17 protein-coding genes are annotated in these 21,365 nt (G+C 64.8%); 10 read left to right on the top strand and 7 right to left on the bottom strand.

Going from position 1 to position 21,365, the window contains the following annotated elements; genetic code table 11:
• The first annotated feature begins 32 nt into the window (after window positions 1-32).
• The 3 genes from C7I55_RS19610 to C7I55_RS19600 all read left to right on the top strand — a co-directional run bounded on the left by C7I55_RS19610 (window position 33) and on the right by C7I55_RS19600 (window position 2,594).
• Window positions 33-770: a glutathione S-transferase family protein gene (locus tag C7I55_RS19610; protein WP_106514732.1), complete on the top strand. Its 738-nt coding sequence runs from the start codon at window positions 33-35 to the stop codon at window positions 768-770.
• 112 nt (window positions 771-882) lie between these two features.
• Window positions 883-1,920 carry a methyltransferase gene (locus C7I55_RS19605; protein WP_106514731.1) on the top strand — a complete coding sequence of 346 codons (1,038 nt, stop codon included), beginning with the start codon at window positions 883-885 and terminating at the stop codon, window positions 1,918-1,920.
• 218 nt (window positions 1,921-2,138) lie between these two features.
• A complete protein-coding gene (locus C7I55_RS19600) occupies window positions 2,139-2,594 on the top strand; it encodes a PA2169 family four-helix-bundle protein (protein WP_106514938.1) in 456 nt (151 codons plus the stop codon).
• Window positions 2,595-2,822: 228 nt separating this feature from the next.
• Here C7I55_RS19600 and C7I55_RS19595 read toward each other — a convergent pair whose 3' ends face one another.
• A complete protein-coding gene (locus C7I55_RS19595) occupies window positions 2,823-4,475 on the bottom strand; it encodes an MFS transporter (protein ID WP_158266510.1) in 1,653 nt (550 codons plus the stop codon).
• A 372-nt stretch (window positions 4,476-4,847) separates the two neighbouring features.
• On the opposite strand from C7I55_RS19595, the gene C7I55_RS19590 reads away from it, so the two are divergent.
• Entirely contained in the window at window positions 4,848-5,060 is a 213-nt protein-coding gene (locus C7I55_RS19590; protein WP_106514729.1) for a DUF4287 domain-containing protein, read from the top strand.
• Between the two features lie 331 nt (window positions 5,061-5,391).
• On the opposite strand, the gene C7I55_RS19585 is transcribed toward C7I55_RS19590, so the two are convergent.
• Window positions 5,392-5,688 (bottom strand): hypothetical protein, encoded by a 297-nt coding sequence (locus C7I55_RS19585; protein ID WP_106514728.1) that lies wholly within the window; start codon window positions 5,686-5,688, stop codon window positions 5,392-5,394.
• A 180-nt stretch (window positions 5,689-5,868) separates the two neighbouring features.
• Window positions 5,869-8,001 (bottom strand): prolyl oligopeptidase family serine peptidase, encoded by a 2,133-nt coding sequence (locus tag C7I55_RS19580; RefSeq protein ID WP_106514727.1) that lies wholly within the window; start codon window positions 7,999-8,001, stop codon window positions 5,869-5,871.
• A 212-nt stretch (window positions 8,002-8,213) separates the two neighbouring features.
• On the opposite strand from C7I55_RS19580, the gene C7I55_RS19575 reads away from it, so the two are divergent.
• On the top strand, window positions 8,214-8,555 hold the full coding sequence (locus C7I55_RS19575) for a DUF2185 domain-containing protein (RefSeq protein WP_106514726.1): 342 nt from the start codon (window positions 8,214-8,216) through the stop codon (window positions 8,553-8,555).
• 163 nt (window positions 8,556-8,718) lie between these two features.
• Here C7I55_RS19575 and C7I55_RS19570 read toward each other — a convergent pair whose 3' ends face one another.
• Window positions 8,719-9,189 carry a GNAT family N-acetyltransferase gene (locus C7I55_RS19570; protein ID WP_106514725.1) on the bottom strand — a complete coding sequence of 157 codons (471 nt, stop codon included), beginning with the start codon at window positions 9,187-9,189 and terminating at the stop codon, window positions 8,719-8,721.
• Window positions 9,190-9,435: 246 nt separating this feature from the next.
• On the opposite strand from C7I55_RS19570, the gene C7I55_RS19565 reads away from it, so the two are divergent.
• From C7I55_RS19565 to C7I55_RS28260, 5 genes are all read left to right on the top strand, one after another.
• On the top strand, window positions 9,436-10,395 hold the full coding sequence (locus tag C7I55_RS19565; protein ID WP_106514724.1) for an alpha/beta fold hydrolase: 960 nt from the start codon (window positions 9,436-9,438) through the stop codon (window positions 10,393-10,395).
• 157 nt (window positions 10,396-10,552) lie between these two features.
• Complete coding sequence (gene lspA, locus C7I55_RS19560; protein ID WP_106514723.1) at window positions 10,553-11,071, top strand: signal peptidase II; 519 nt, start codon at window positions 10,553-10,555, stop codon at window positions 11,069-11,071.
• Window positions 11,072-12,021: 950 nt separating this feature from the next.
• Window positions 12,022-12,432 carry a cupin domain-containing protein gene (locus tag C7I55_RS19550; RefSeq protein WP_106514721.1) on the top strand — a complete coding sequence of 137 codons (411 nt, stop codon included), beginning with the start codon at window positions 12,022-12,024 and terminating at the stop codon, window positions 12,430-12,432.
• 1,463 nt (window positions 12,433-13,895) lie between these two features.
• Window positions 13,896-14,408 carry a hypothetical protein gene (locus C7I55_RS19540; RefSeq protein ID WP_106514719.1) on the top strand — a complete coding sequence of 171 codons (513 nt, stop codon included), beginning with the start codon at window positions 13,896-13,898 and terminating at the stop codon, window positions 14,406-14,408.
• A 718-nt stretch (window positions 14,409-15,126) separates the two neighbouring features.
• Window positions 15,127-15,627, top strand: a complete 501-nt coding sequence (locus C7I55_RS28260; protein ID WP_106514718.1) for a hypothetical protein — start codon at window positions 15,127-15,129, stop codon at window positions 15,625-15,627.
• Between the two features lie 348 nt (window positions 15,628-15,975).
• On the opposite strand, the gene C7I55_RS19530 is transcribed toward C7I55_RS28260, so the two are convergent.
• From C7I55_RS19530 to C7I55_RS19515, 3 genes are all read right to left on the bottom strand, one after another.
• A complete protein-coding gene (locus tag C7I55_RS19530; protein ID WP_106514717.1) occupies window positions 15,976-16,257 on the bottom strand; it encodes a hypothetical protein in 282 nt (93 codons plus the stop codon).
• 1,204 nt (window positions 16,258-17,461) lie between these two features.
• Window positions 17,462-17,962, bottom strand: a complete 501-nt coding sequence (locus C7I55_RS19520) for a hypothetical protein (protein ID WP_106514715.1) — start codon at window positions 17,960-17,962, stop codon at window positions 17,462-17,464.
• 402 nt (window positions 17,963-18,364) lie between these two features.
• Window positions 18,365-21,325 (bottom strand): calcium-binding protein, encoded by a 2,961-nt coding sequence (locus C7I55_RS19515; protein WP_269845226.1) that lies wholly within the window; start codon window positions 21,323-21,325, stop codon window positions 18,365-18,367.
• Window positions 21,326-21,365 lie beyond the last annotated feature (40 nt).

Below are 21,365 nucleotides of genomic sequence, written 5' to 3'. Positions count from 1 at the left end.
AAGCTGACCCATTCGCAAGAAAAGGCACGCGCATGAAGATCATCGGAAGCTATGTCAGTCCCTACGTCCGCAAGGTGCTCGCCTGCCTCGCGCTCAAAGACCTGACCTTCGAGATCGATCCGATCACGCCCTTCTTCGGCAATGACGAGTTCGAGCGGCTGAGCCCGCTGCGGCGCATTCCGGTGCTGATCGACGGCGATGTCACCCTGTGCGATTCCTCGGTCATCTGCGCTTATCTCGACGAGGCCTATCCCGGCCATCCGTTGCTGCCCGCCGACACACGGGACCGCGCGCGGGCGCGTTGGCTGGAGGAATATGCCGACACACGGCTCGGCGACGTCTTCATCTGGGGCCTGTTCTACCAGAAGTTCGTCCACAAGGCGGTTTGGGGCGAGGCGGGCGACGAAGAACGGATCGCACGCACGCTCGAAGTGGATGCGCCGGCCGCGCTCGACTATCTCGAGGGCCAGCTGCCGGAGAGCGGCTGGCTGTTCGAAACGTTCGGGCTCGCCGACATTTCCATCGCAACCTACTTCCGCAATGCGTTCTACGCCGGCTTCGAAGTCGATGCCGGGCGATGGCCTCGCACCGCAGGCTTCGTCGAACGCGCGCTCGCACATCCCACCTTCGAGCGCTTCCTGCCGTTCGAACGCACACAGATGAGCACCAATCCGGAAGGCCGCCGCAAGGCCCTGCTCGCCGCCGGCGCGCAGCTCACCTCCGAAACGCTGGGCCTGCGCGCGCCACGCAAGGGCGTCATGCGCCTGTAATGCCTGCTGACGCGTCGCCGCGACGCAACGTCCCGTCTCGTACGCGCATGTCGAAACGGAATGCGATCCGGCCGCGCCTCAGCCGAACCATGGTAACGGGATTGCGACACCGATGACGGATCAGGACTCGTCACCACAGGACGATGCGGTGGCGGAAGCCGCGCTGAGGGTGGTCGAAATCGCCGGCGGCCATTATGCCGCGCGGGCGCTTCATCTCGTCGTGGATCTCGGCCTCGCCGACATGATCGCGGACGGTCGTCTCTCGTGCGTCGAAATCGCGGCCGCCAGCGCGATGGACGAACGCGCAATGCTTCGCATCCTGCGGCTGCTTGCGGTCCACGGCGTCTTCGTCGAACCGGCGGAGCGTGTCTTCGCGCTGGGGGCCCTCGGTCAGGCGCTTCGCGCCGGTCGCAAGCACGGTGCCGCCGCCGCGGTGCGGATGCTCTCCCGATCCGGAATGTGGGAGGCGGCAGGCAATCTCGGAGAAAGCCTGCGCACCGGACAGCCTATGCTCGAATCCCGGCGGCAACGGCCGCTCTACCAGGCGAATTCCTTCGCCCGCGCCGAGGCGCTCGCCGCCGCCATGGCGGGATTTCACGCCGGCATGCACGCAGGCGTCGCCGCGGGCTACGATTTTTCGAATGCCGGCCTCGTCGTCGACATCGGCGGCAGCACCGGCCTTCTGCTGGAGGCGATACTCCGGGCGCATCCCCACCTCCGCGGCCTGCTCTTCGATCGCCCGCCTACGGCGCCAGTCGCCAAGGAACGCCTCGAGGCCGTCGGCCTCGGCGATCGCTGCGGGGTTCTCGGCGGAGACTTCTTCCAGTCGGTTCCGGCGGGCGGCGACATCTACCTGCTCGCGCACGTGATCCATGACTGGCCCGAGTCCGACGCGGTTCGCATCCTGACGAATTGCCGCCGGGTCCTGGCCTCCGAGGCACGCCTGCTGATCGTCGAGCCGGTGTCCGGGGACAGCGTTGCAGAGCTGCACGCAACCTTGATTGATGCGATCCTGATGTCCGCCACCGGCGGCGGTTGCCGGACCTTGCAAGAGCATTCGGCGCTGCTCGCACAAGCGGGACTCGCCCTGCGCACCGTTTCGCCGATCGGCCGCATTGCCTCGTTGATGGAAGTCGTCGCCGCGGACTGAAACGCTCCCATCCTGCTTTAGGCCGCCCCCATCCTGCTTCAGGCGAGGCCGAGAGCGCGGTCGGCCGAGTTGGCGCGGCGTCCTGCAAAGACCCGCTTTCCACCGGCATCCACCGCATGCCCGCCCCGTCACATCGGCAAGTCGCAGATCGCCGGGACCTTCCGCGCACCATGATCGTTGTCGCGTCACTTCCTGAATCAAGAATGGAGATTCCCGTGATGCTGAACAGCGATCATGACGTGACCGTGCTCAATACCCTGATCACCACCACCATCGACAGCGCCAACGGCTTCGAGCGCTCGGCGGAGGACAGCGAAAGCGGCACCTTCGCGACCATGTTCCGCGAATTCGGCAGCGAGCGCCGCGAAGCGGTCGGTGCCCTTCAGGAGCGCGTTCGCGCGCTCGGCGGAACGCCCAACGACGACGGCTCGCTCAAGGCCGACGTTCATCGCCGCTTCGTCGATCTCAAGACCGCTTTCACCGGCGGCAGCGACAAGGCGGTGATCGAGGAGGTCGAGCGCGGCGAGGATTATATCAAGGACAAATACGAAACCGCGCTCCAGGACGAGCAGCTCTCGACCGAGACCCGCGCGGTGATCGAACGCGCGTACCAGTCGGTGCGCCGCGGTCACGACCGCGCCAGCCAGCTCAAGCACAGCATGCAGGGCGCCTGAATTAGGACGGCGCGGCGGAGCCCCCGCCGCGCCGACCTTCTCCGGCTACCAAGGGGAAGCGCGCGCCAGCAACGGCGCGCGCTTTTCGTTTGCGCGGCGGCCTGCCTGACCTGCCATGCCCCGCTCAGGGCTTTGCAGAGCCGAAAGCGTCGATCACGCGCGACGATGGTCAGCCAACCAACCAGCAAAGAGCCGCATTGCGTCACGGGAGCGCGTCGCTGCCGCCGGTCAGCGAAGGCGCGCCAGCATGTCCTCCATGTCGGGCGCGGGCGCTTGGTCGTCGAAGGCGGACTGGAGCAAGGTGCCGACCGCTTTCTGGTCGGCCTCGTAGCGCCCTGCTCCCGCTTTTTCGTAGACCGTCTCGAGCAGGAAGCGCCGCCGCCCCCGCGCCCTGATGAGGTCGCCCGCCGGGAAGCTGACTGCGATGCGCAGGCCGGCGACCGACGACGCATTGCGCAGCGTCCTCCTGGCCGACGAGAAGACATGCTGGGCGATCTCCCGCGGCGCCACCGCACCCTGCTCCTCGATCGCCGACAGGCGGTGGAGCGTGTACAAGCCCATCGCCGCCGAAAGCAGGAAGAAGAATTCCCAATGGCTGAAGGCGACGCCGAGCAGTTCGTCGACTCCCGACGGGCTCTTCCATTCGAGGTTGAGCTCCAGCCGCCGCCGCGAAAAGAAATCCGCGGTCCAGCCGCCGATGATCGGCGCCACGCCCGCCGCCACCGCCCCGACCAGCGCATTGGTCGCCATGTAGCTGGTCGCCGACCCCTCCGGACTCATCTTCATGACGATGTTGCCGGACGCGAGCCCGACGCCGGCGCCGGCCGCGCCCATGACGATGTGGAGCAGCAACAGATAGGCGGCGCGCGGCGTCCCCGGCCCGAGCTCGCTGGCAAAGGCCATTGCGGCGATCGACAGGATGAACAAAGGCGTCGCCGCCGCCAGCACGCTCTTGTTGGTGAAACGGTCGCTGAGCTGACCCCAGCCGCGCACCACCATGATGTTGGCGATCTGGCTGGCGAGGGTGAGCAGCAGCACGAAGCTCATGCCGAAGCCGAGCTCGCGGACGACATAGACGGTGAAGAACGGAGTCGCGAGGTTCACCGCGAACTGCCAGCTGGCGAGATAGCGCAGGATGTTGCGGAAATTGCGGTCCCTGAGCGGCTGCCAGAGCAATTTGCCGAGCGAGGCGGAGGGGCCGGGCGGGCCCATCATCGGCTCGGGCACCCGCGCCAGCGAGACGATGCTCAGCAGCCCGCAAGCGAATCCGAGCAGATACAGGCCGCTGAAGATCATGTTGCCGAGCGCGGCGGAGGATTCCGCCTGCTCGAGCGCCAAAGCGGCGGTGATCGTCGCGCCGGCGCTGACCGCGGTTCCGACCAGAGTGCGGCGCGCGGTGAAGCCGCCGAGCACGTCGGCGGGGATGAGGTCGCGGATCCAGCTGTTCCAGCTGCACGCGGCGACCGCGTTGAGCCCGTAATGGAGCAAAGCCGCGGCGAGCAGGATCGCCGTCGCGAGGTCGCGATCGCCGATGAACGGAACGATCGCGTACAAGGGCAGTGCGAGCCGCGCGAGAAACAGCGAACTCACCGAGATCAGCCGCCGCCGTCGCACGCGTTCGACCAGCTTGACCGCCGGCGCCTGCAGCACCTGGGTGATCAGCGGGATCGAGGCGAGGAGGCCGACCTGCACCGTCGAGGCGCCGATGTGCAGCGCCAGCGCGAGCAGCACCACGCCGCTGTTGATCGCACCGATCGCCGTGCCGGCGGCCGCGTCGATCAGCAGATTGGTGACGGCACGCACCCGCTGCTCGGCCGTGACCACGGCCTGCGGAGCGAGGAAGCCCAATCCATTCGGCATGACGAGGTGGGCAGGATCCACCGCTTGCAACTCCCGGATACGCGTGGAGACAACGTGCGGACGGCCATTTAGGAGTCCGCGCGCCGCTCCGAAACCCCGTAAGACGCGAAGAAATCGCCCTCCCCGCTTTCGGTACGCCGCGTCGCAGAGCATGATCGGCTCAGGCTGAAACGGCCTCATCCGTGGATCATGCTCTCGTCCCTGGTTCAGGCTCTATTCCCGGAGGCGGAAGCGATCCCCCTCATAGGTGCGCACGGCACCGTCCCGCTCCAGAGTTCGGCTCCGTCCCAATTCCGACTTGCGGCCGGAATCGTGGTCATCCTCCGGCCTTGCGGTTCGTGGGTCGGCACGCAATCATGCTGCCGAACATCACTATCAGGAGCATGACCGCCCGTGGCCGATGAAAAGATCAAGGGACCCGCGTCCTACTTCCCGTCGATCGAGAAGACATACGGCAAGCCCATTGCCGAATGGCAGGCGCTGATCCGCAGCCGCCTGCCCGCCCGGCACATGGAATTGGTGGCGATGCTGAAGAGCGAGCACCAGATGGGCCACGGCCACGCCAATGCGCTGGTCGCGCACACGCTGGCGGCGGAGGAAGGCTGAAGCCGCCCCCGGCGCGGGGCGCCGGACATGGGGCCGCCGCTGGTTCCCGCCCACCGGTGCCTGCCGAGTACGGTCCATCGGACGAGATCCGCTCCCGATCAGGCATTCCGACGATCATGAGCGCGGATCGGCTCCGACCGGCCACCGATAGGCTGAGCGGCTGATGGAATCCTCATCTCGTCTTCATCTTCACCACCGCGAACCGAAGTAGGTGTCACCGCTCACGGGCGGCGGAGCGAGATGATGGATGGTGCCTTCAAGGCTGAGACCGCGCGGTGCCTGGGGGCCGTCTTGCTCCTTCCTGTGGCGGCCTGTCTCGCGTTCATTCTTCTCATTGCGTCTGCGGGCCGCCGACATGGTCGGTCACACGATCGACAACAGTCGCCAATTGGCGTCCGATTCCAGGAAGGCGACTGGCTTCGTGGAAGCCTTTCGGGCGCAGCGTGGCCGGTTGCCCAGCGACGACGAGATCGGTGGATGGTCCGCGCGCGCCCCGCTTTCGAGCCGGCCCTTCATCGTCGACGCGAAGAGCGGCCGATCCGCGGCGGAGGCTCACGCCGCCCTTGGCGTCGCGCCGCGCGGCGGCTTCGTTCTTGCCGTCTGGCGTGGCGAATGGATGGAATATCATGTCTCCTGGTCGGGCAGGTCGACCATGCCGCTCGACGAGGGCGCCTATCATCCGTTCGGCAGCCGGGCTGCCGACCGCTGGATCGGCAGCTTGGGCTTTCCGGTCTGCCTCATCGGAGGCTTTCGGCCTTGGAACCGCAAGAGACATCGGGCGGCTTTGAACGTCTCCCACGCGCCGCTGCTACCGGACGGGTGCGAACTCCGCATGTCCGCCCTGCCAAAGTGCGAAGCTGAAGATGTCGGTCCAGACCTCATCGAGCTGGCTGCGGGTCGATCCGACGCCATGCCCCGCGTCGAAATCGATGCGCAGCAGCACCGGCTCTCCGCTGGTCGTTGCGGCCGCCATCCGGGCGGCATATTTGGCGCCGTGGAATGTCGCCGCGCGCGGATCGTTGATCCCGCTCACGACCAGGGTCGCCGGATAGCGTGTCCCTGTCTTCACATGCTGATACGGGTCCATGTCGTACATGATCTTGAACGACTTCGCATCTGCGATCGGGCCGCCCCACTCCTGGATGTCGGCGAAATTTTGCTCGGACACATAGCGGATCGGATTCATGAACCCGACGTTCGCGACCGCTCCGCTGAAAAGTTCGGGACGCTCGTTGACGGCCTGTCCGACCATCACGCCCCCCGCCGAGGTTCCGAGGATGGTCATCTTCGCCGGGCTGGTCAGCCCCGTCTTGACCAGGGTCTCGGCGACGTCGATTGCGTCGCGCCAGGTGTTCGCCTTGTTTTCCGCCTTGCCGGAATAATGCCATTTGCGGCCGAATTCACCGCCACCCCGCACATTGGCGCCGACATAGACGCCGCCGCGATCGAGAAATGGGATCATCTGGCTGCGATAGGAAGGCGTCAGCGAATAGCCGTAGCTGCCATAGGCTTCGATGATCAACGGGTTGCGCCCATTGGCCTCGATCCCCTTTCGGGCGAGCACGGTATAGGGAATGCTGGTGCCGTCGCGCGCGGTCGCCGTCAGCGTCCGAGCCTCGTATTTCGCCGGATCGAGCGCCGCCGGCGGCTTCACCAGCCCCAGGTCGGTCAGCCGCGCCCCGTCGAGGCGATACGGCGTTGCCGGCGCGAACCAGCCGCCCAGGCTGATGAAGGCGGCCTCCGAACTCGGGTCCGCCTCGATCCAGCGGATCGTGCCGCTGACCGGAAGGGGCAGGCGCTGCGTGCGCCCGTCGCGGCCGACCCGCCACAAGGCCGATTGTCCGCCCTCCAGCGTCTGGACGAGCACGGAGCTATTGTTCGCGGAGATGGTCTCGATCACCGGATTGCCGGGGATGGCGATTGCTCTGGCGGACGCCAGGTTCGGCGACTTGGCCGAGGTCAGCAGCAGCCGGCCGTTGCTGTCCTCCTTGCGCGACACCAGCCACAAGGCGTCGCCTGCCCAGCTCAGGTCGACGACCAGGTCGTCGAAGTCGGCGACGCGCGTCCAGGATGGTTTGCCGGCGACAACTCCGGACAGGTCGGCGCGATAGACCGCGCGTTCGCTTCGGCCGTCCCACACGCCCAGCAGCGCGGTATCCGATCCTGGCTTGACGAACACGCCCTGGAACTGGTCGGCGCGCAGCGGCACGGGCGGTGCGGCGCGATCGACGAGAACCTTGTCGGCGCCGGTCTGCCCAAGCTTGTGCAGCCGCGCGGCATTGTTGACGTAATAGCTCGGCGTGCCCTTCTCGCCAACGAACGCCAGGTAGCTGAACCCGCTCTCGTCGGGCAGCCAGCCGAAGATGCCGAAATCGGTATTCGAGATCCGATCGGGCAACAGCCGCCCGGTCGCCGTCTCGACGACGTGGAGGATCGACGCCTCGCTGCCCCGCTTCGAAAGACCCACGGCCACGTAGCGCCCATTCGGAGAGGCCTGCCACCAGTCGATCACCTGATCTCCGCCTGCGATTTTTGCAGGATCGATCAGGACTCGCTCGGCCTCCTTTCCGGTCTGGACATAGAGCAGCGAATCCTGCGCACCCGCGTTGCGACGCTGCACCAGCCGATGGTCGCCCGCCTGCACGATCTTCTGCACGGCGGTGACCGCACCCGACAAGGCCTCCGCGTCCCTGAGGAACTGGGCCCGCCCCGGGATCGAGCCGAACGTCGTGCGCGACGCGTCCGCCTGCGCCTTCAGCCATGGCATCCAGCGGGGATCCTTGCCGCTTTCCATCCAGCGATACTCGTCGGTGACCTTGGTGCCGTAATAGTCGTCGGTCACCGGCTCGATCGGCGCGGGCGGCGGCGCCGCTACCGCGGGTGCCGTACAGATGATGGCAAGTGCCGACAGGCCGGTACGCACGATCGACGAACGAATCATGGCTCGCTCTCCCCTGAGACTGTCCCAAACTTATCGCCACGCGCGGCAAGGTCGAGAGACTTCCGCTCGCGGCGCATTTCCGCCCCGCTGATCCCATGGTTTGCGGCTCCGCGCAGGCCCAGGGCGCGAGGCTCTGCGCCCAACCGTCTTTGCGGACTCGCCCCGCCCGCATTACACATCACGCTCCTGCCCGATCCGAAAGCACCAGGTCCATGAGCAAGCAATTCAAACTGTCCGCCGAGCAAATCCGTCCCTTGGCGACCGGCCGCGGCGGAGCCATCGCGAGCGACAGGATCACGGTCGAAGGCCGGCAGGTCGGTTACATGTATCGTAGCCCTCCGAACGACAGGTTCGACAGCGGTTGGGCATTTCTCGCCGGCGACGAGGACGACGCGTACATGGACGACGCCGACAAGCACGGGATCTATGACGTGAACACGATCGCCAACTACGATCCGGACATCATCCCGCTGCTGGACGCCCCGCCAGGATCTGCGTTCATCCGCACGGAATCAGGGCTGGTGCCGGATCCGGACGGCCCGCCGTCCGAATGAAGCCGCAGCCGCTGGTCTGCAGTCCACACGACCCTGCTACTCCCGAGCTGCGACAGCGAAGGTCAACGCTCCAGCTTCAGTCTGACCAGGGGCCTCGGTCTGTGCCAGCTCGACCCCGTGGGCAATCTCCGCGCTCTCCGAGCACCTCGGTGATCGGCTCCGCTCAGAGCTCCTTGATCAGCCGGATCGTCTCGGGGCGATAGCCGGCCTTTTCATAGAAGCGGCATCCCCGCTGGTTGCTCGCGAACACATCCAGTGCAAGCCGGCGGAAACCCATGCTCTTCGCCCACGCCTCGGCCGCATCGAGGAGTGCTTGACCCACGCCTTCGCCCTCGACTTCGGCAACGACCGCGAGGAGCGCGACGTAACCGCAGACGTCGTCCGAAATGTCGTCGACACCGCGCCTGACATGCACGTAGCCAAGCCGCTGACCCTCGGTGCGGACAGCGATGAATGTCGCACCAGGCTTTGCGTCGTCTCCCCAGGCGGAGCTGGTGAAACGATCCTGAAAGGCGACGACCTCATCTTCGGAATGGGTCGGAGCGTCGATGACATCGCTCAGACGTGCGTTCAGCCCGCGAATGAACACGCGGTCGGCATCGTCTCTCTCCGGGCGAATCGTGAACTCGGACACCGCTACCCCTTTGCGCGAACTCTATCGCAGGATTGAACGCTTGCCACCCGGCCCCGCCGGGTCCGGGGCGATCACCAGACGTCTGCGCGAGATGGCAGCTTCGCGGGTTTGGCTGATCAGGGCGCCGGCGACACAAGATCGAGATGTCACCCCGCTCCGACCCTTATCACCCACCATTTCCGGATTGCTGCCGTGCGTGCGACATGAGCCTGTGCTGGTCCGCATCACAAGGGGAGGACTGACGTGATGAAGCTCGCTTGGATCTTGGTTGCTTTGCTCCTTTGCGCATCCGGCGCGGGGCAGGCGAAGACCACGACCAGCCGGATGGTCGAGGTCGAGAAGAGTGTCTCGCTCGAGGTGCTCGAATGGGGCGGATCGGGTCGGCCGATGGTCTTCCTCGCCGGGTTCGGCGGGACTGGGCATGACTTCGAAGGATTTGCGGAGAAGTTCACCGCCGATCATCGCGTGGTGTCGATCACGCGGCGGGGATTCGGCGCATCCAGTCATCCGCCCGCAATCGAGGAAAATTATACGCCCGAGCGCCTGGCGCTGGATGTCATGACCGTGATCAGGCGTCTGGAGCTGAAGCGGCCGATCATCGTCGGCCATTCGATCGCCGGCCAGGAACTCAGCGAGATCGGAACCCGCTACCCCCAGGACATCGGCGCTCTGATCTACCTCGAAGCCGCAGAACCGCAGGCTTTCTACGGCCCGCGCTCGAGGGCTGTCTACCCGATCGCAGCAGAGGTCCGGCGCGACCTCGCGCGCCTCGGGACCGCGCAGCCGAGCGACGGCCGAACGTTGGTGGCGAAGCTCAGGCGTGACCTGCTCAGGCTCGCCGGCGGTCTGGACTGGTACGAAAAGGCCTTGGAAGGCGCACCCGACCGTCCCGCCGAGTCACAATCGAGCCCGCAAATGGCGTTGCAGGCCGCGGTGATGAACGGTTTCCGGCTCTATTCGAAGATCGACGTTCCGATCCTTTCCGTCGTGGCCGTTCCGCCGCGTTGCGACTCGGATTGCGACGGTGAGCGCTACCGGCGCCGTGTGGCGGAGACCGCGACACAGGCAGACGACTTCGCCCGCGTGAACCCGCACGCCCAGGTGGTGCGCCTCCCGAAGGCCGGCCACTTCATCTGGGAGACGAACGCGCAGGAGGTGGAGGAGGCCATGAAGGCGTTCCTTGCAAGGCTTTTCAAGCAGGATTGAGCGCCTCGCGAGCGTCGCTTTCCCCCCGGTTCAGCCGGTCCGGCCCGGCTGCCCGCAACCGCCCCGCCTCAATGCGGACAATGTCCGGCACGTGAGTTGCGCTGGCCGGACGCGAACATTCGCGGCAAAGAGCCTCGCTCGAAGCGGAGATGCGAAGATGTCGAGAAGGGTCCGGTCAGGCCTGCTGCTCGCAGCGGTGTTCGTGCTGCTCACGGTGGATCAGATGACGAAGCTCTGGGCTTACTCTGCGCTCACCGCAAGCAGCAGCATCTCCCTCCCGGGGCCGGTCGATCTCACCCTCGTGTTCAATCGCAGCAACGCCTTCGGACTCATGCCGGTTTTTGGCGAGGTCACTCGATGGATGCTGGTTGGGCTCAACGTGGCGGTCGCGTCGGCGCTGGCCTATCTTGTCTGGAGCCGCGAACAAACGCGGGCGGCATTTCTTGCCTGTGCGTTCATCATCGCGGGCGGCATCGGCAATGCCATCGACCGCATGTGGCTGGGGGCCGTGATCGACATGTTCGATGCGTCGGAAGTCGGCTTCAACTGGGTTTTCAACGTCGCCGATGTCTTCATCGACATCGGCATAGGCCTCTGGCTCCTGCACACCTTCCTGGGAAATGCCGAGCGCGATCAGCCAAAAACGGCTTCCACTAGCCACCAGCCGCAGGCCTAGCTGCAACGGCCGGCGTCCACCCTCCGATGTTCCCGCGACGCGTGCGACGAATGTCGGCGTTCGCGCGCGCCGGACGATCGCATCTCCGCCCAGTCAATCGGGAGGGCCGACCGGCTCGAACGCTCGCGAACATCGAAGTTTTGACGCCGGAACACCAGCGAAGAGGGTCGAAGGGCTTCGAACCGGAGCAGGCTCTCAGAGCTGTGCTGCGGGGCAGCGTTACCGACGGCCCTCGATTGCCTTGATCCCAGGGAGATCCCCTGGGTCCGGTGTCGGCGGCAGTGCGCTGTCGTTTGCCCGCCCGAGAAACATTTGGCCCGCGTGACCCATTTCATCGACATAGGCTGGATCGATTGCTTGAACCCGTTCAACGCGTTGCGCCCGCAACTGAGCACGAACCCGCCGCTGCACCCTAAGCATCCACCACATCAGGAGAGGCGGAGCAGCAAGACATAGCAAGAAGATTGCCGACCACATATCGTCCGTTTATCATCTGCCACATCCGGTTACCAGCCAGCTGCCCCGCCTCTGCTTGTGTCCCGTCGTGCCGACAACCGCTATCCAGCTCGTTCGAAGCGCGGAACTGCACATTGGTGTGAAACAGCATTGGGCACCGTTCTCGCGCTCCACGCCGCCGTCGGGCCCGCACTTCGCGCTGCCGGGACGAAGTTGTTCATCTTCGTCCTGCCGACCATGACGGTGTGGCTTTGCCTCGTCGCGCTCGGCGCGTCTCGCGCGAGGGTGTTCGCCTGCTCTCGCCATCGTCGGCGGCGGACAGGAGTCGCGCACCCCATCTCGCCGCGTCGGGAACCCGGCCGGAGGCTCGAAAACATGCCGATGATCCGATCGGATTGAAGTGTCAAAAGCCTGTCCGCAGGACGGGCTATGCGATCCAGACCACAAACCAGTCTCAGGGGTCGTCATCGGCCCGAATCAGGAGGAAAAACACCATGAACAGGAAATATGAAGCCGTGGTCGCAGTCGCGCTCATCGCCTTGGGCACCGTCCCCGCTGCTGCGCAGACGCAGGGGGTCAAGCGAACGGATCTCCAGCGCCACGATCTGTCGATCGAGGGCCGGGAAACTGTTCAGGCCCGGATCGACATCGCCCCGGGGGTCACCGCGCCCTGGCACCGCCACCCCGGCGAGGAGGTCATCTACGTGATCGAAGGCACGCTCGAATATCAGCTCGAGGGCAAGGAGCCCGCCACCTTCAAGGCCGGTGAAGTTCTCTTCGTTCCCGCCGGCGTCGCGCACAAGGCGCATAATCCCGGCACCACCAACGGCGCCGAGCTCGCAACCTACATCGTCGAGAAGGGCAAGCCGCTCGTCGTGCCCGCGCCCGAGGTTGGAAAGCCCTGACAGCGACGAGGCCCGACATCCGCTTCCGCACATCCCGCGTGGAAGCGGATGTCGATCCCGTGTTCGGTCCGCATCACGGACTTGCGCCCTGGCAGCGGAGTCCGGGGTTCCATCCTGTCTGGCTCCCGCGGCCACGAGGCGCGTCGATGACGAACGTCCGCTGATGCGCGGCCGTCTGAAGCCGGCGCCATCATCCCGCCAGATTGTGGGATCGACCGGCTCCGCCCCTTCCCGGACCTTCGCGGCGGGACTATTCTCGATGCATGACATCCGACGAACTCGACCAACTTGCAGCGCTCGAGCAGGCCGCAACGCCTGGGCCTTGGTACGTGCGCGAACTGGACGATGAGGCTTGCATGGGCGCCTTCGCGGTGTCGACCCGGCAGGACACGGGCGGCAATGAAAGCATGCGATCCGGCGCTTGGCCGGGAGAGGAGATGGTCGCAGCCTGCCTCGTCCAATCTCCCGCCTACGTCGTTCCTGCCGACGGTAGACACGAGGAGAATGCGAAACTCATCGCGGTTATGCGAACGGCATTGCCGGAGCTGCTGAGACTGGCCCGCGTTGGATTGGCGTCCGAACGCTGAGGTCGGCTCTCCACCTGCTGCGGCACCGAATTGTGCCCGCCGCCACCATCGCTAGCCCGCTGCAAGCCAGGCATCGCTGCAAACCAGGATGAGATCGCGCCTTGCGGCCGGCATTCTCAGATGTTCTTCGACCGCCGCGCGATCCTTGTCGGGCAATCGCCGGATGATCGCCGCGACACTGCGGCACTGACCCGATCGGGCAAGTTCATAAGCACGTTCTACCGCGGCAGACCTCGTCATCGGCGATGGCATAGCGCCCGCGCGCGGCGCAGGCGAATGGTAGTTTTCGTCCCGCCCCAGACCTCGTCGGCAGGCTCGGCCGGCGCACCATCCGAAGTCTGATGAAACCCGGCATGTCGCGCGCGCGCTCTGCATTCCGCCGGGCGAGCGGCTCCGACCGGTCACTCCCGATCCCACGTCGCTGTTACGGTGCGGGGCAATGGCGGACGAGAGGCGACATGGGCGGCGGCGACGCAGGGAATTGAGGCGGCTTAGTGGGAGCCCGTCAAACGGCTTCAGCCCAGGACGTGGCAAGGAATATTTCCTTATCGCGCTCCGCGTGCTGCCTCTCCTGGTGGCGCTAAAGGTGCTGAGCGATGCGCCTGTAACACTTGCTGGGGCCGTCGCTTTCGTGATCGGCTTTGCGGTTCTCGTGGGTTTGATCGGGATGTTCATCGAGAACGCCGGATTTTGATCTTCCCGAATTTGACTGAAGAGCAGCCAAGCACCTGATTCAGCTGTTCCGCTGGAAATGGTGGACGAGCGCGGCGTCCGCTTGCGCCGGAGAGACGGACAATCGCGCCCCGCCATCGCGAGGGGTGCTCCTCGCGGCAACGACCCATTGCGGAAATCCGCCAGTATGTGCTGAATGGTCCCATGGCGGATTACTTCATCGGAACGACAATACGCTTTGCGCTGCTCGGAGTCATTCCGCTGATCTTTGGATTCGCTTCATCTTGGTCGGACGAGTTGGATTTCATCCTGTCTCTCCTCGTCCTGCCGGCAGCGACCCTGCTTTTGCTCGTCTACGCCGGCTTTTCGTTCGCCAGGGGCATAAAGCTGGCCAGAATCATGCAAACGCCTTGGAAGCAAACGCCTTGGAAGCAAACGCCTTGGAAGAAGGCGGCCGTCGTCAGCGCGGCTCCGCTCCTTCTTATCTGCACATCGGCGCTGGCATCGCCTCTCCTTGCCGCAGGCAGCTTCGGAGGGATTTTGTCGCGGCTGCTGGTCAAGCAAGCACATTACGAGGCCATCATCGAGAAGGCTCGATCAGAAGGGAAGCTTGTCCGGTTCGGAAGAGATCGGGATGTCACCTACAGGGTGGACGTCGGCCCCCGGTCCGCATTGCGTTCGATCCCGCGGGCATTCTCGATAATTGGTCGGGGATAATCTACGATCCCACCGGCGAAGTCATGCTTGCCCGCGGCTTCGATCCGAGGACCGGCCGGATCTTGACGCCCGATCGGATCAGGGACCTTTTCGAGGGAGACTTGGTAAGCTGTCGTCACTTGTGGGGCGATTACTATGATTGTTCATTCACCTAGCGTCACCTTCCAACCGATTCAGCTGTTCGTGCTGGTGACCGAGGCGGGGGGCGCGAACGTCGGCTCCCCGGCGGCAGCCTGACCTCGGCAGCGCTCCGCGCCAGATCGAACCAGATCGACAACGTCCTGCGGTTCCCCCCATTGCCGAGGTTCGTTCGGTGCGGCATTTCAGGGTGGTGAAGTCTGTCGAACCGAAATGGATGCCACCTTGGGCACGACGCCTGCAATGGCTAGGCTTTGCCTGTATGTTCGCTTGGTTCGCTCTCTTGATGTTCGGTGATCCGTTCGAGCGACCCTACGCCACGACGATCTTGGTGGGGCTTGTGACGGTTCCTGCAGCAGTGCGCAGTTACTTCATGCTGCACGCCATCGGACGAGGAGACATAAGCCCACTCACCGGGCGAGAACGGCATTGGTTGACGACTGAACAATGTCGGCTTCCTGCCCTCCCCTGTCGTTGCCCGGCGATCGCCGGGCGCTCCCGCGAATGTGGGTCCGGGCCGCAGCCTGCACTAAACGGCACGGCGGCCAGCATCACGATTCAGTCAAAAGGAACGGCTTGCATGGACACCAGGATCGAATTCAGGGCCTCGCTTCCGAAACGAGCGCTGGGGTGGTTCGTCTGCTTAGGTGCAGCATTTGCATTGATTGCGATGATGTATGCCATCGCGACGCATCCAGAAGCCCAGACACCGCCGGAACTTCTGTCCGGAGCCTTGATCGGCCTGTTCTTGATTGGTTTCATGGTAGCCGGGATTGCTATCCAACACGTATATTGGAGCATCGAGGGCGATGCCATCATCTCACACCGCCTCTTCAAGAACAAAAGATATCCATTGTCGGAGCTGGCAGGTTTTGGACACACAATCGTGATCGTTGCCGTCTTCCCTCTCGCACACGTGGATCTGTATAATCCCGACATGAAACAGATTGCACGACTGCCGATAAGCATCAAGGACTGGCCGAAAGCGGAAGCGCGGCTCGCAGAGGATCTGCGATATGTCGTCAACGACGGAAGCCCGGCACTGCCAAGATACCGCTTCGCCGACACTCCGAAGATCTGATTTCGTGCGGCTTGTTCTCAGCCGGAGGTTCGGCATCGGCCCGCACCAGATGGAGACGGTCACCGAGAATGCCGGATCTCGCGCGGTAGCCTGACTCCATCGCAGGGCATGCGCCCGATGGAGACCGTTGTCCGGCTCGCGACCCATTCCATAGCCTCGCTGCCTGAACCCATTGCACGATCAGGACCCAGGTGCGCTAAAGCGTTGGGCGTAAGCACGTCGGACAGCGCATCCAGCGCCGCTCACCACCTTCCATCAGCAATTCGAAATGGGCAAAGCGGAGGGGCTCCTTTCGGTACTGGCGGCTCCCCCCTCTCTTGAGAAGAGAGCCGCTCCCGGGCACGCTGTTCAGTGGTTCCCCAGGCCGATCTGCTTCAGATTGTTGACGCATTGGGCTCGCTGCGAGCGCTTGGGGGTCCGGCGGGGCTCCACGACACGGCTGCTCCGGCTTTCGCGCTGCGAGGTCTCTGCGGTGGCGTCCCCCCCACCGGTCCTCCCGCCGCCGGAGCTGCTGCCGCCGCCTGAACCGGCCGACTGGCCATGCGCGGGGCCGCCTTGATCCTGCGCGAGTGCGGGCGTGGCGATGACGATGGCGGAGAAGGCCGCCCCGATGATCATGGTCTTCGACATTGAGCGACTCCTCTATCCGGTTCGTCCGGCATCGCGGCCGGCGTGATGGAGCGTCACTAGGTCGGGCAAGTCGCTGCAGGCAGTTGCATCGGAGGGCGGCGAACGGCGCTAGGGGCGTGCAACGGTTGCATTTCGCGGCGCTGGCCCGATGATTGCCACGCGGTCAGGCGGGAGTTGTTTACCGACGGCGGGCATAGTCGGTTTCTCGCATTGCTGCGTCCAATCCGACGTGAAAACTGAGTGGGCCTTCGCCCCCGGCACCATCGTCCGCTGCGGGCGGAGACTCTTCGGCGACGCCGAACTGAAGCTTGTTGCCCTCGCCGCGCTGATTGAAGGCCGCCCTTCCCTGCTCCTCGGTCGTTGACCCGGCGGCCGCCGGGTGCTTTCGCGGATGTCCGCTCCCGCGCAGCAGCCCGAGTTCGTTGCCGGCGTGCGCCAGACTCGAACGTCGATCCAGCGGCGCGCTTAGCGGGCGATGCTTCTCCGGCTATTTGCATCCTCCTCTGATGCACTGCAAATAGGAGTATGACCCGTCGAGTACTGGCTCTGGCCGCTTGCGTCGCGGTCCTGCAATCCGGAGCGGCCGAGGCGATCTATCCCTATGCAGTCTTCTTCGATCCCGGCAGTGCGACTCTGAACGTGCATGGTCTGGCAGCGGTCGAGCGCGCCGCGGAAGCCCTTCGCGTGAACGGTTTTCGCTGCTTGGAGGTCGTCGCGGGGCCGATCGGGTGGGCCGTGCCGGTGCTAACTGGAAACCATCCGGGATGCGTGCTGAGACGGTAAAGCAGCTTTGGTGGAGAGAGGCATATCCTCCGCCTGGATCACGTTGAAGCCTATCGGCGAACACGAACCGCTGGTGCCGACCCGAGATGGAGTTGCCGAGGCTCAAAATCGTTTTGCGATGATCGTCCCGTCCTGCCAAGCGGTGCGGTGACTTCTGCATCGGCAACGAACCGATGTCAGCTCAATCGAACTACCCGCCGACGTCCTCGCCCACATCGCAGGCCACCCCGGCTATCGCCTCGGCGACCTGCTGCCCTGGAACTGGCGCCCACCGCACCCGCTCTCGCCGCCTGACCAATCAGGCCGCGGTGCTCGCCGGATGCTTGCATTGCGCGGGCGAGGGCGACGTTTGGACGGCACGGGATCGACCTGACGACGACACCGCAATGCGACGCCTTGCGGGCGATCCGCCAATAGGCTGCTACGGACGCCCTTCGGTGAGCCGAAAACAGCGCGAAAGGCGCTCGACGACAGATCGGTAGCGTTGCGCCGCGGTCTTCGGATAGGTCAGCTTAAAGGTAATGAACTGACCCTCTCGTGCAAACGTCTTGGCGTAGAAGAGCTGTGACTCGCCATCGGTGCCGGAGACGACCGTCCACCCGGGCCTTGAGATTCGGTACGTGATCTTCCCGTAGCGCCCGATGTGGGATCGAACTTGCTGCACGGCCTCGGCGGCGAGACTTCGATTCAAGATGTTGTTGGTGCCGAATGCGCGTAGCTCGGCCCCATCTCCTGCCTTGAAGATTTGCCCATCGCCGTTGTCTGCTTCGCCCTGCGCCCCGAGCAGGTTCGCCGGGTAGCAGATGGCGAAGCCGTAGCGCACATTGGTATAGGTCTCCCAACCGTCGGGCAGAGCGGCGGCAGGCGCTGGCTTGGCGGCTGTGGACAGTGCCAGCGCCGCCACGAGCAAATGGGCAGGCATTCGAGATCCGATGCCCTGCTGGTCGGGTGCGTGTCAACGTCCGGCGTCCGCCCTGCCATGTCGTTCCCTCGGCGAGTGCCTGGGAACGTCCGGATCCGCGCAGCAGCCTGACCAGGGCTGCGGGCATGCGCCGGAGCGGGCGCTACGACGCGCTTATGACCCTTCGCGGCCTTTGTGCAGCGGCCATTGTGAGCGGTGCGGGACGTCGGGACCTCAGGTGCATCCGAAAGCTCGATCGCCTGTCGGAGTCGTCACGAGACCCGCGTCCCGGGGACGCTCCGTATACCCCGCTCAATCATGGGCGGAGCTCCTGCAGTCGGAGGATTCGTCCGCATCCTCCTTGGATCATTGCAGCAAAGCCCCGGCGCGATGATCCAGTGGAGCACCACCGCGATCCGCTGATCATAGAAGGAAATCGTACGCACCCAACAAATGCGGTTGAGTACCGCTCTGCCACACCACCACGAGAATGGACATGTCGGCCAGGCCGTCGCCACTGGTGTCCGCCTCCACGACGATGGAGGAATTGTCGACGCTCCAAACTGTGGCACGGAGCTCGCCGGCGACGCCACTGAAGGCCTCGCTGCCGATGAAGAGGAAATCGGTGTCGCCGTTCGCCGTGTCCTGATCAGCGTCGATCACCGTCAAGTCGATCAGATCACCCGATTCAAACGCCAAGATGATGTCGCGCGACTCGACCTTCGACTCGTTCGTCGCGCGATACAGGAAGACGTCTCTGCCAAATCCGCCCTGAATTCTGTCGGCACCGAGATTGCCCCAGATCAGATCCGCGCCGCCGCCGCCGGAAATGGAATCCCCGGCCAGGCCGCCCCGAATATCGTAACTGCCACTGCTCTCGTTGAGCGCGTGGAAAGTCAGCTTCTCGCGCGCCGACAGCGTCTCTGCCGACACCACCATCTTCGCCCCAGTACCGAGGTTCCCGTCGCTCATCATGAGATTGTAAGCATTAGGCGCCGCTGAGTCCGTCGAGCCGTTGAGCACGAGACGCTCGATCCCGACGAGGTTGGCACCCTCCAACTGCAATTCGTAGCGCCCCGACAGCGAAACCGTGTCCTGCCCGGCTCCGCCGTTTACCGCATCCAATAGGGTGAAGGCGTTGCCGAGTTGAATGACGTCGTCTCCGCCGCCGCCATTGATATTGTCGTTGCCGCCCGTCGCTGCGTCGACGAAATCGTTCCCGGCGCCCAGGCGCGCAAAATTGTCCCCCCCGTTCAGGCGCACGCCTTGGCCGGTGGTCGAGCTACCCGTGAACACCTCGACATTGCTCGGCATGACATAGATCTTGGTCATGTCCGTCGCGGCGCCGACGCCCGTGCGAATTTCGTCGAATCCGCCTCCGCTCAACTCCACGACCACGTCGTTCAGGCTGTCGACGAAGTAGATGTCGTTGCCGGAACCGCCCGTCATCTGGTCGTTGCCCGTACCGCCGGTCATCTGGTCGTTGCCGACGCCTCCGAAAAGCTGGTCGTTGCCGGCATCTCCGTCGAGTATGTCGTTTCCGCCGAGGCCCTCGATCAGGTCACCGCCGAGGCCGCCCCGCAGCGTGTCGGCGGCTTCCGTGCCGACCAGGGTGATACCTGCCGGCACCTCGCCCGTCGGAGAGAATCCATCGAGACTGGCGCTGGAGAAAGATGAAATGCTGCGGCCCTGGAACGTGACGAGGGTCCGGAAGCTGTCGCCGCCGCCATTCGTATCGAATTGCAGCAGGGCATCGGCGCCGCTCTGGACGAGCCGCGCATAACCGGATCCGAACGGATTGGTGCCGTCCCAGGTTGGCGCTGCGGCCTTGAGGAGGCTGGCGAACTCCAGGCGGTCGCCGCCGACTTCCCCCTGGAAGTCGCGAACGATGATCTGTCCGTCGCCGGCGAGGAGTTCCGGGGCAATCGGATCGAGCAGCAGCACGTCCGCGCCGGTCCCCAGGGTTACGTCGGCGGTGCCGCGGAGACCGCTGAGACTGATCCGGTCATTCTCGCTGCCGCCGTCGATGACGAAGTCGCCGCCGCGTCCTGCCTCGATGCTGATGTGATCCTCGCCCGCGCCGCCACGCGCGATCTTGACGAGCGTATCTGCGGCCTGGATCAGAATCCAGTCCGCGCCGGCGCCTCCATCCAGCTCGTCGGCCCCGGCATCGGCATACAGGAAATCATAACCGCCTTGGCCTCTGACGATGTCGTTGCCGCGGCCGCCGCGAAGGCTGTCATTGCCCTCGCCGCCCTCGACCACGTCGTCGCCGATCTCGCCATCGATCGTGTCCTGGCCCGCGCCTCCGCGCAGCAGGTCATTGCCTTCGGCGCCACGGATCGTGTCGTTGCCACCGGCACCGTCGATCGTGTCGCCCCCCGCGCTGCCCGCGAGGATCTCGTCGGCATCGGTGCCGATCTTGGAATAGGCCGGATGCTCCGATCCGTCCGCGTTGAAGCCGCCGAGATTGGGCGACTGGAAATCGGCGGCATTGGCCCCCTTGAACACGAACAGGGTCTGGTAGGCCTGCGTGTTCCCCGTACCGTCAGTGTCGATGTCGAGCACCGCATCCGGCCCCACCTGGCGAAGCCGCAGGAAGCCGGCTGCGAACGGGTTGGTAGACCGGTCCCACGACGCAAGCGCCTCGCCAAGGAAGTCGATCCAGTCGATGCGATCGCCGTCGGCACCAGGCTGGAAGTTCAAGAAGGTTATGAGGGCGCCTGGAGTGATGCCGCCGGCCTTGATCTCGAGGAGGTCCGTTCCGGCACCAAGGTCGATTTCGGCCTGCCCACTCAGGTGAGCCATGCGGACGAGATCGTCGCCGGCTCCCGTGGCGATACGGAAGGTCGTCCCGCCGCGGGAGTCGATCTGCACGCGGTCGTCGTCCGCGCCCGTATCGATTACCTGGTGATCGCCCGACAGGCTGCCCACGTAATCGACCTGGTCCTTGCCACCGCCGCTGGTGATGGTGTCCGAACCTGCGTCGATCAGCACGAGGTCGATACCGTCGCCGCCGATGACGACGTCGTCACCAAGGCCGCCTTGCAGCCAGTTGCCGTCACCAGCGCCGCCTTCCAGGCGATCATTGCCCTCCCCGCCATAGAGGCTGTCGGCATCGTCACCGCCAAGGAGGATGTCGTCCCCGGCCTCGCCGTAAAGGCGATCGTGCCCCGCTCCCCCGCGGATGACATCGTTGCCGGCGCGTCCCTCGACACGATCCTGACCTCCCAGAGCCTCGATGACGTCGTCACCCGCGGTGCCCAGCAGAATATTGTCTCTCCAGTCGCCGGTGATCTGGGTTGCAACCGCCATCGACTCAGGTCCGGATTGCACTTCGACAAGCTTGCGGGAAACATTGGCGGAACGCTGGATCGTGGCCATTCGACACCCTTTCTTAAGCATACTTTTGCGCGGCTAAAGA

It is taken from the genome of Allosphingosinicella deserti, from assembly GCF_003012735.1.
GTDB classification, from domain to species: domain Bacteria; phylum Pseudomonadota; class Alphaproteobacteria; order Sphingomonadales; family Sphingomonadaceae; genus Allosphingosinicella; species Allosphingosinicella deserti.
This window is presented reverse-complemented; position numbering and strand designations above follow the sequence as displayed.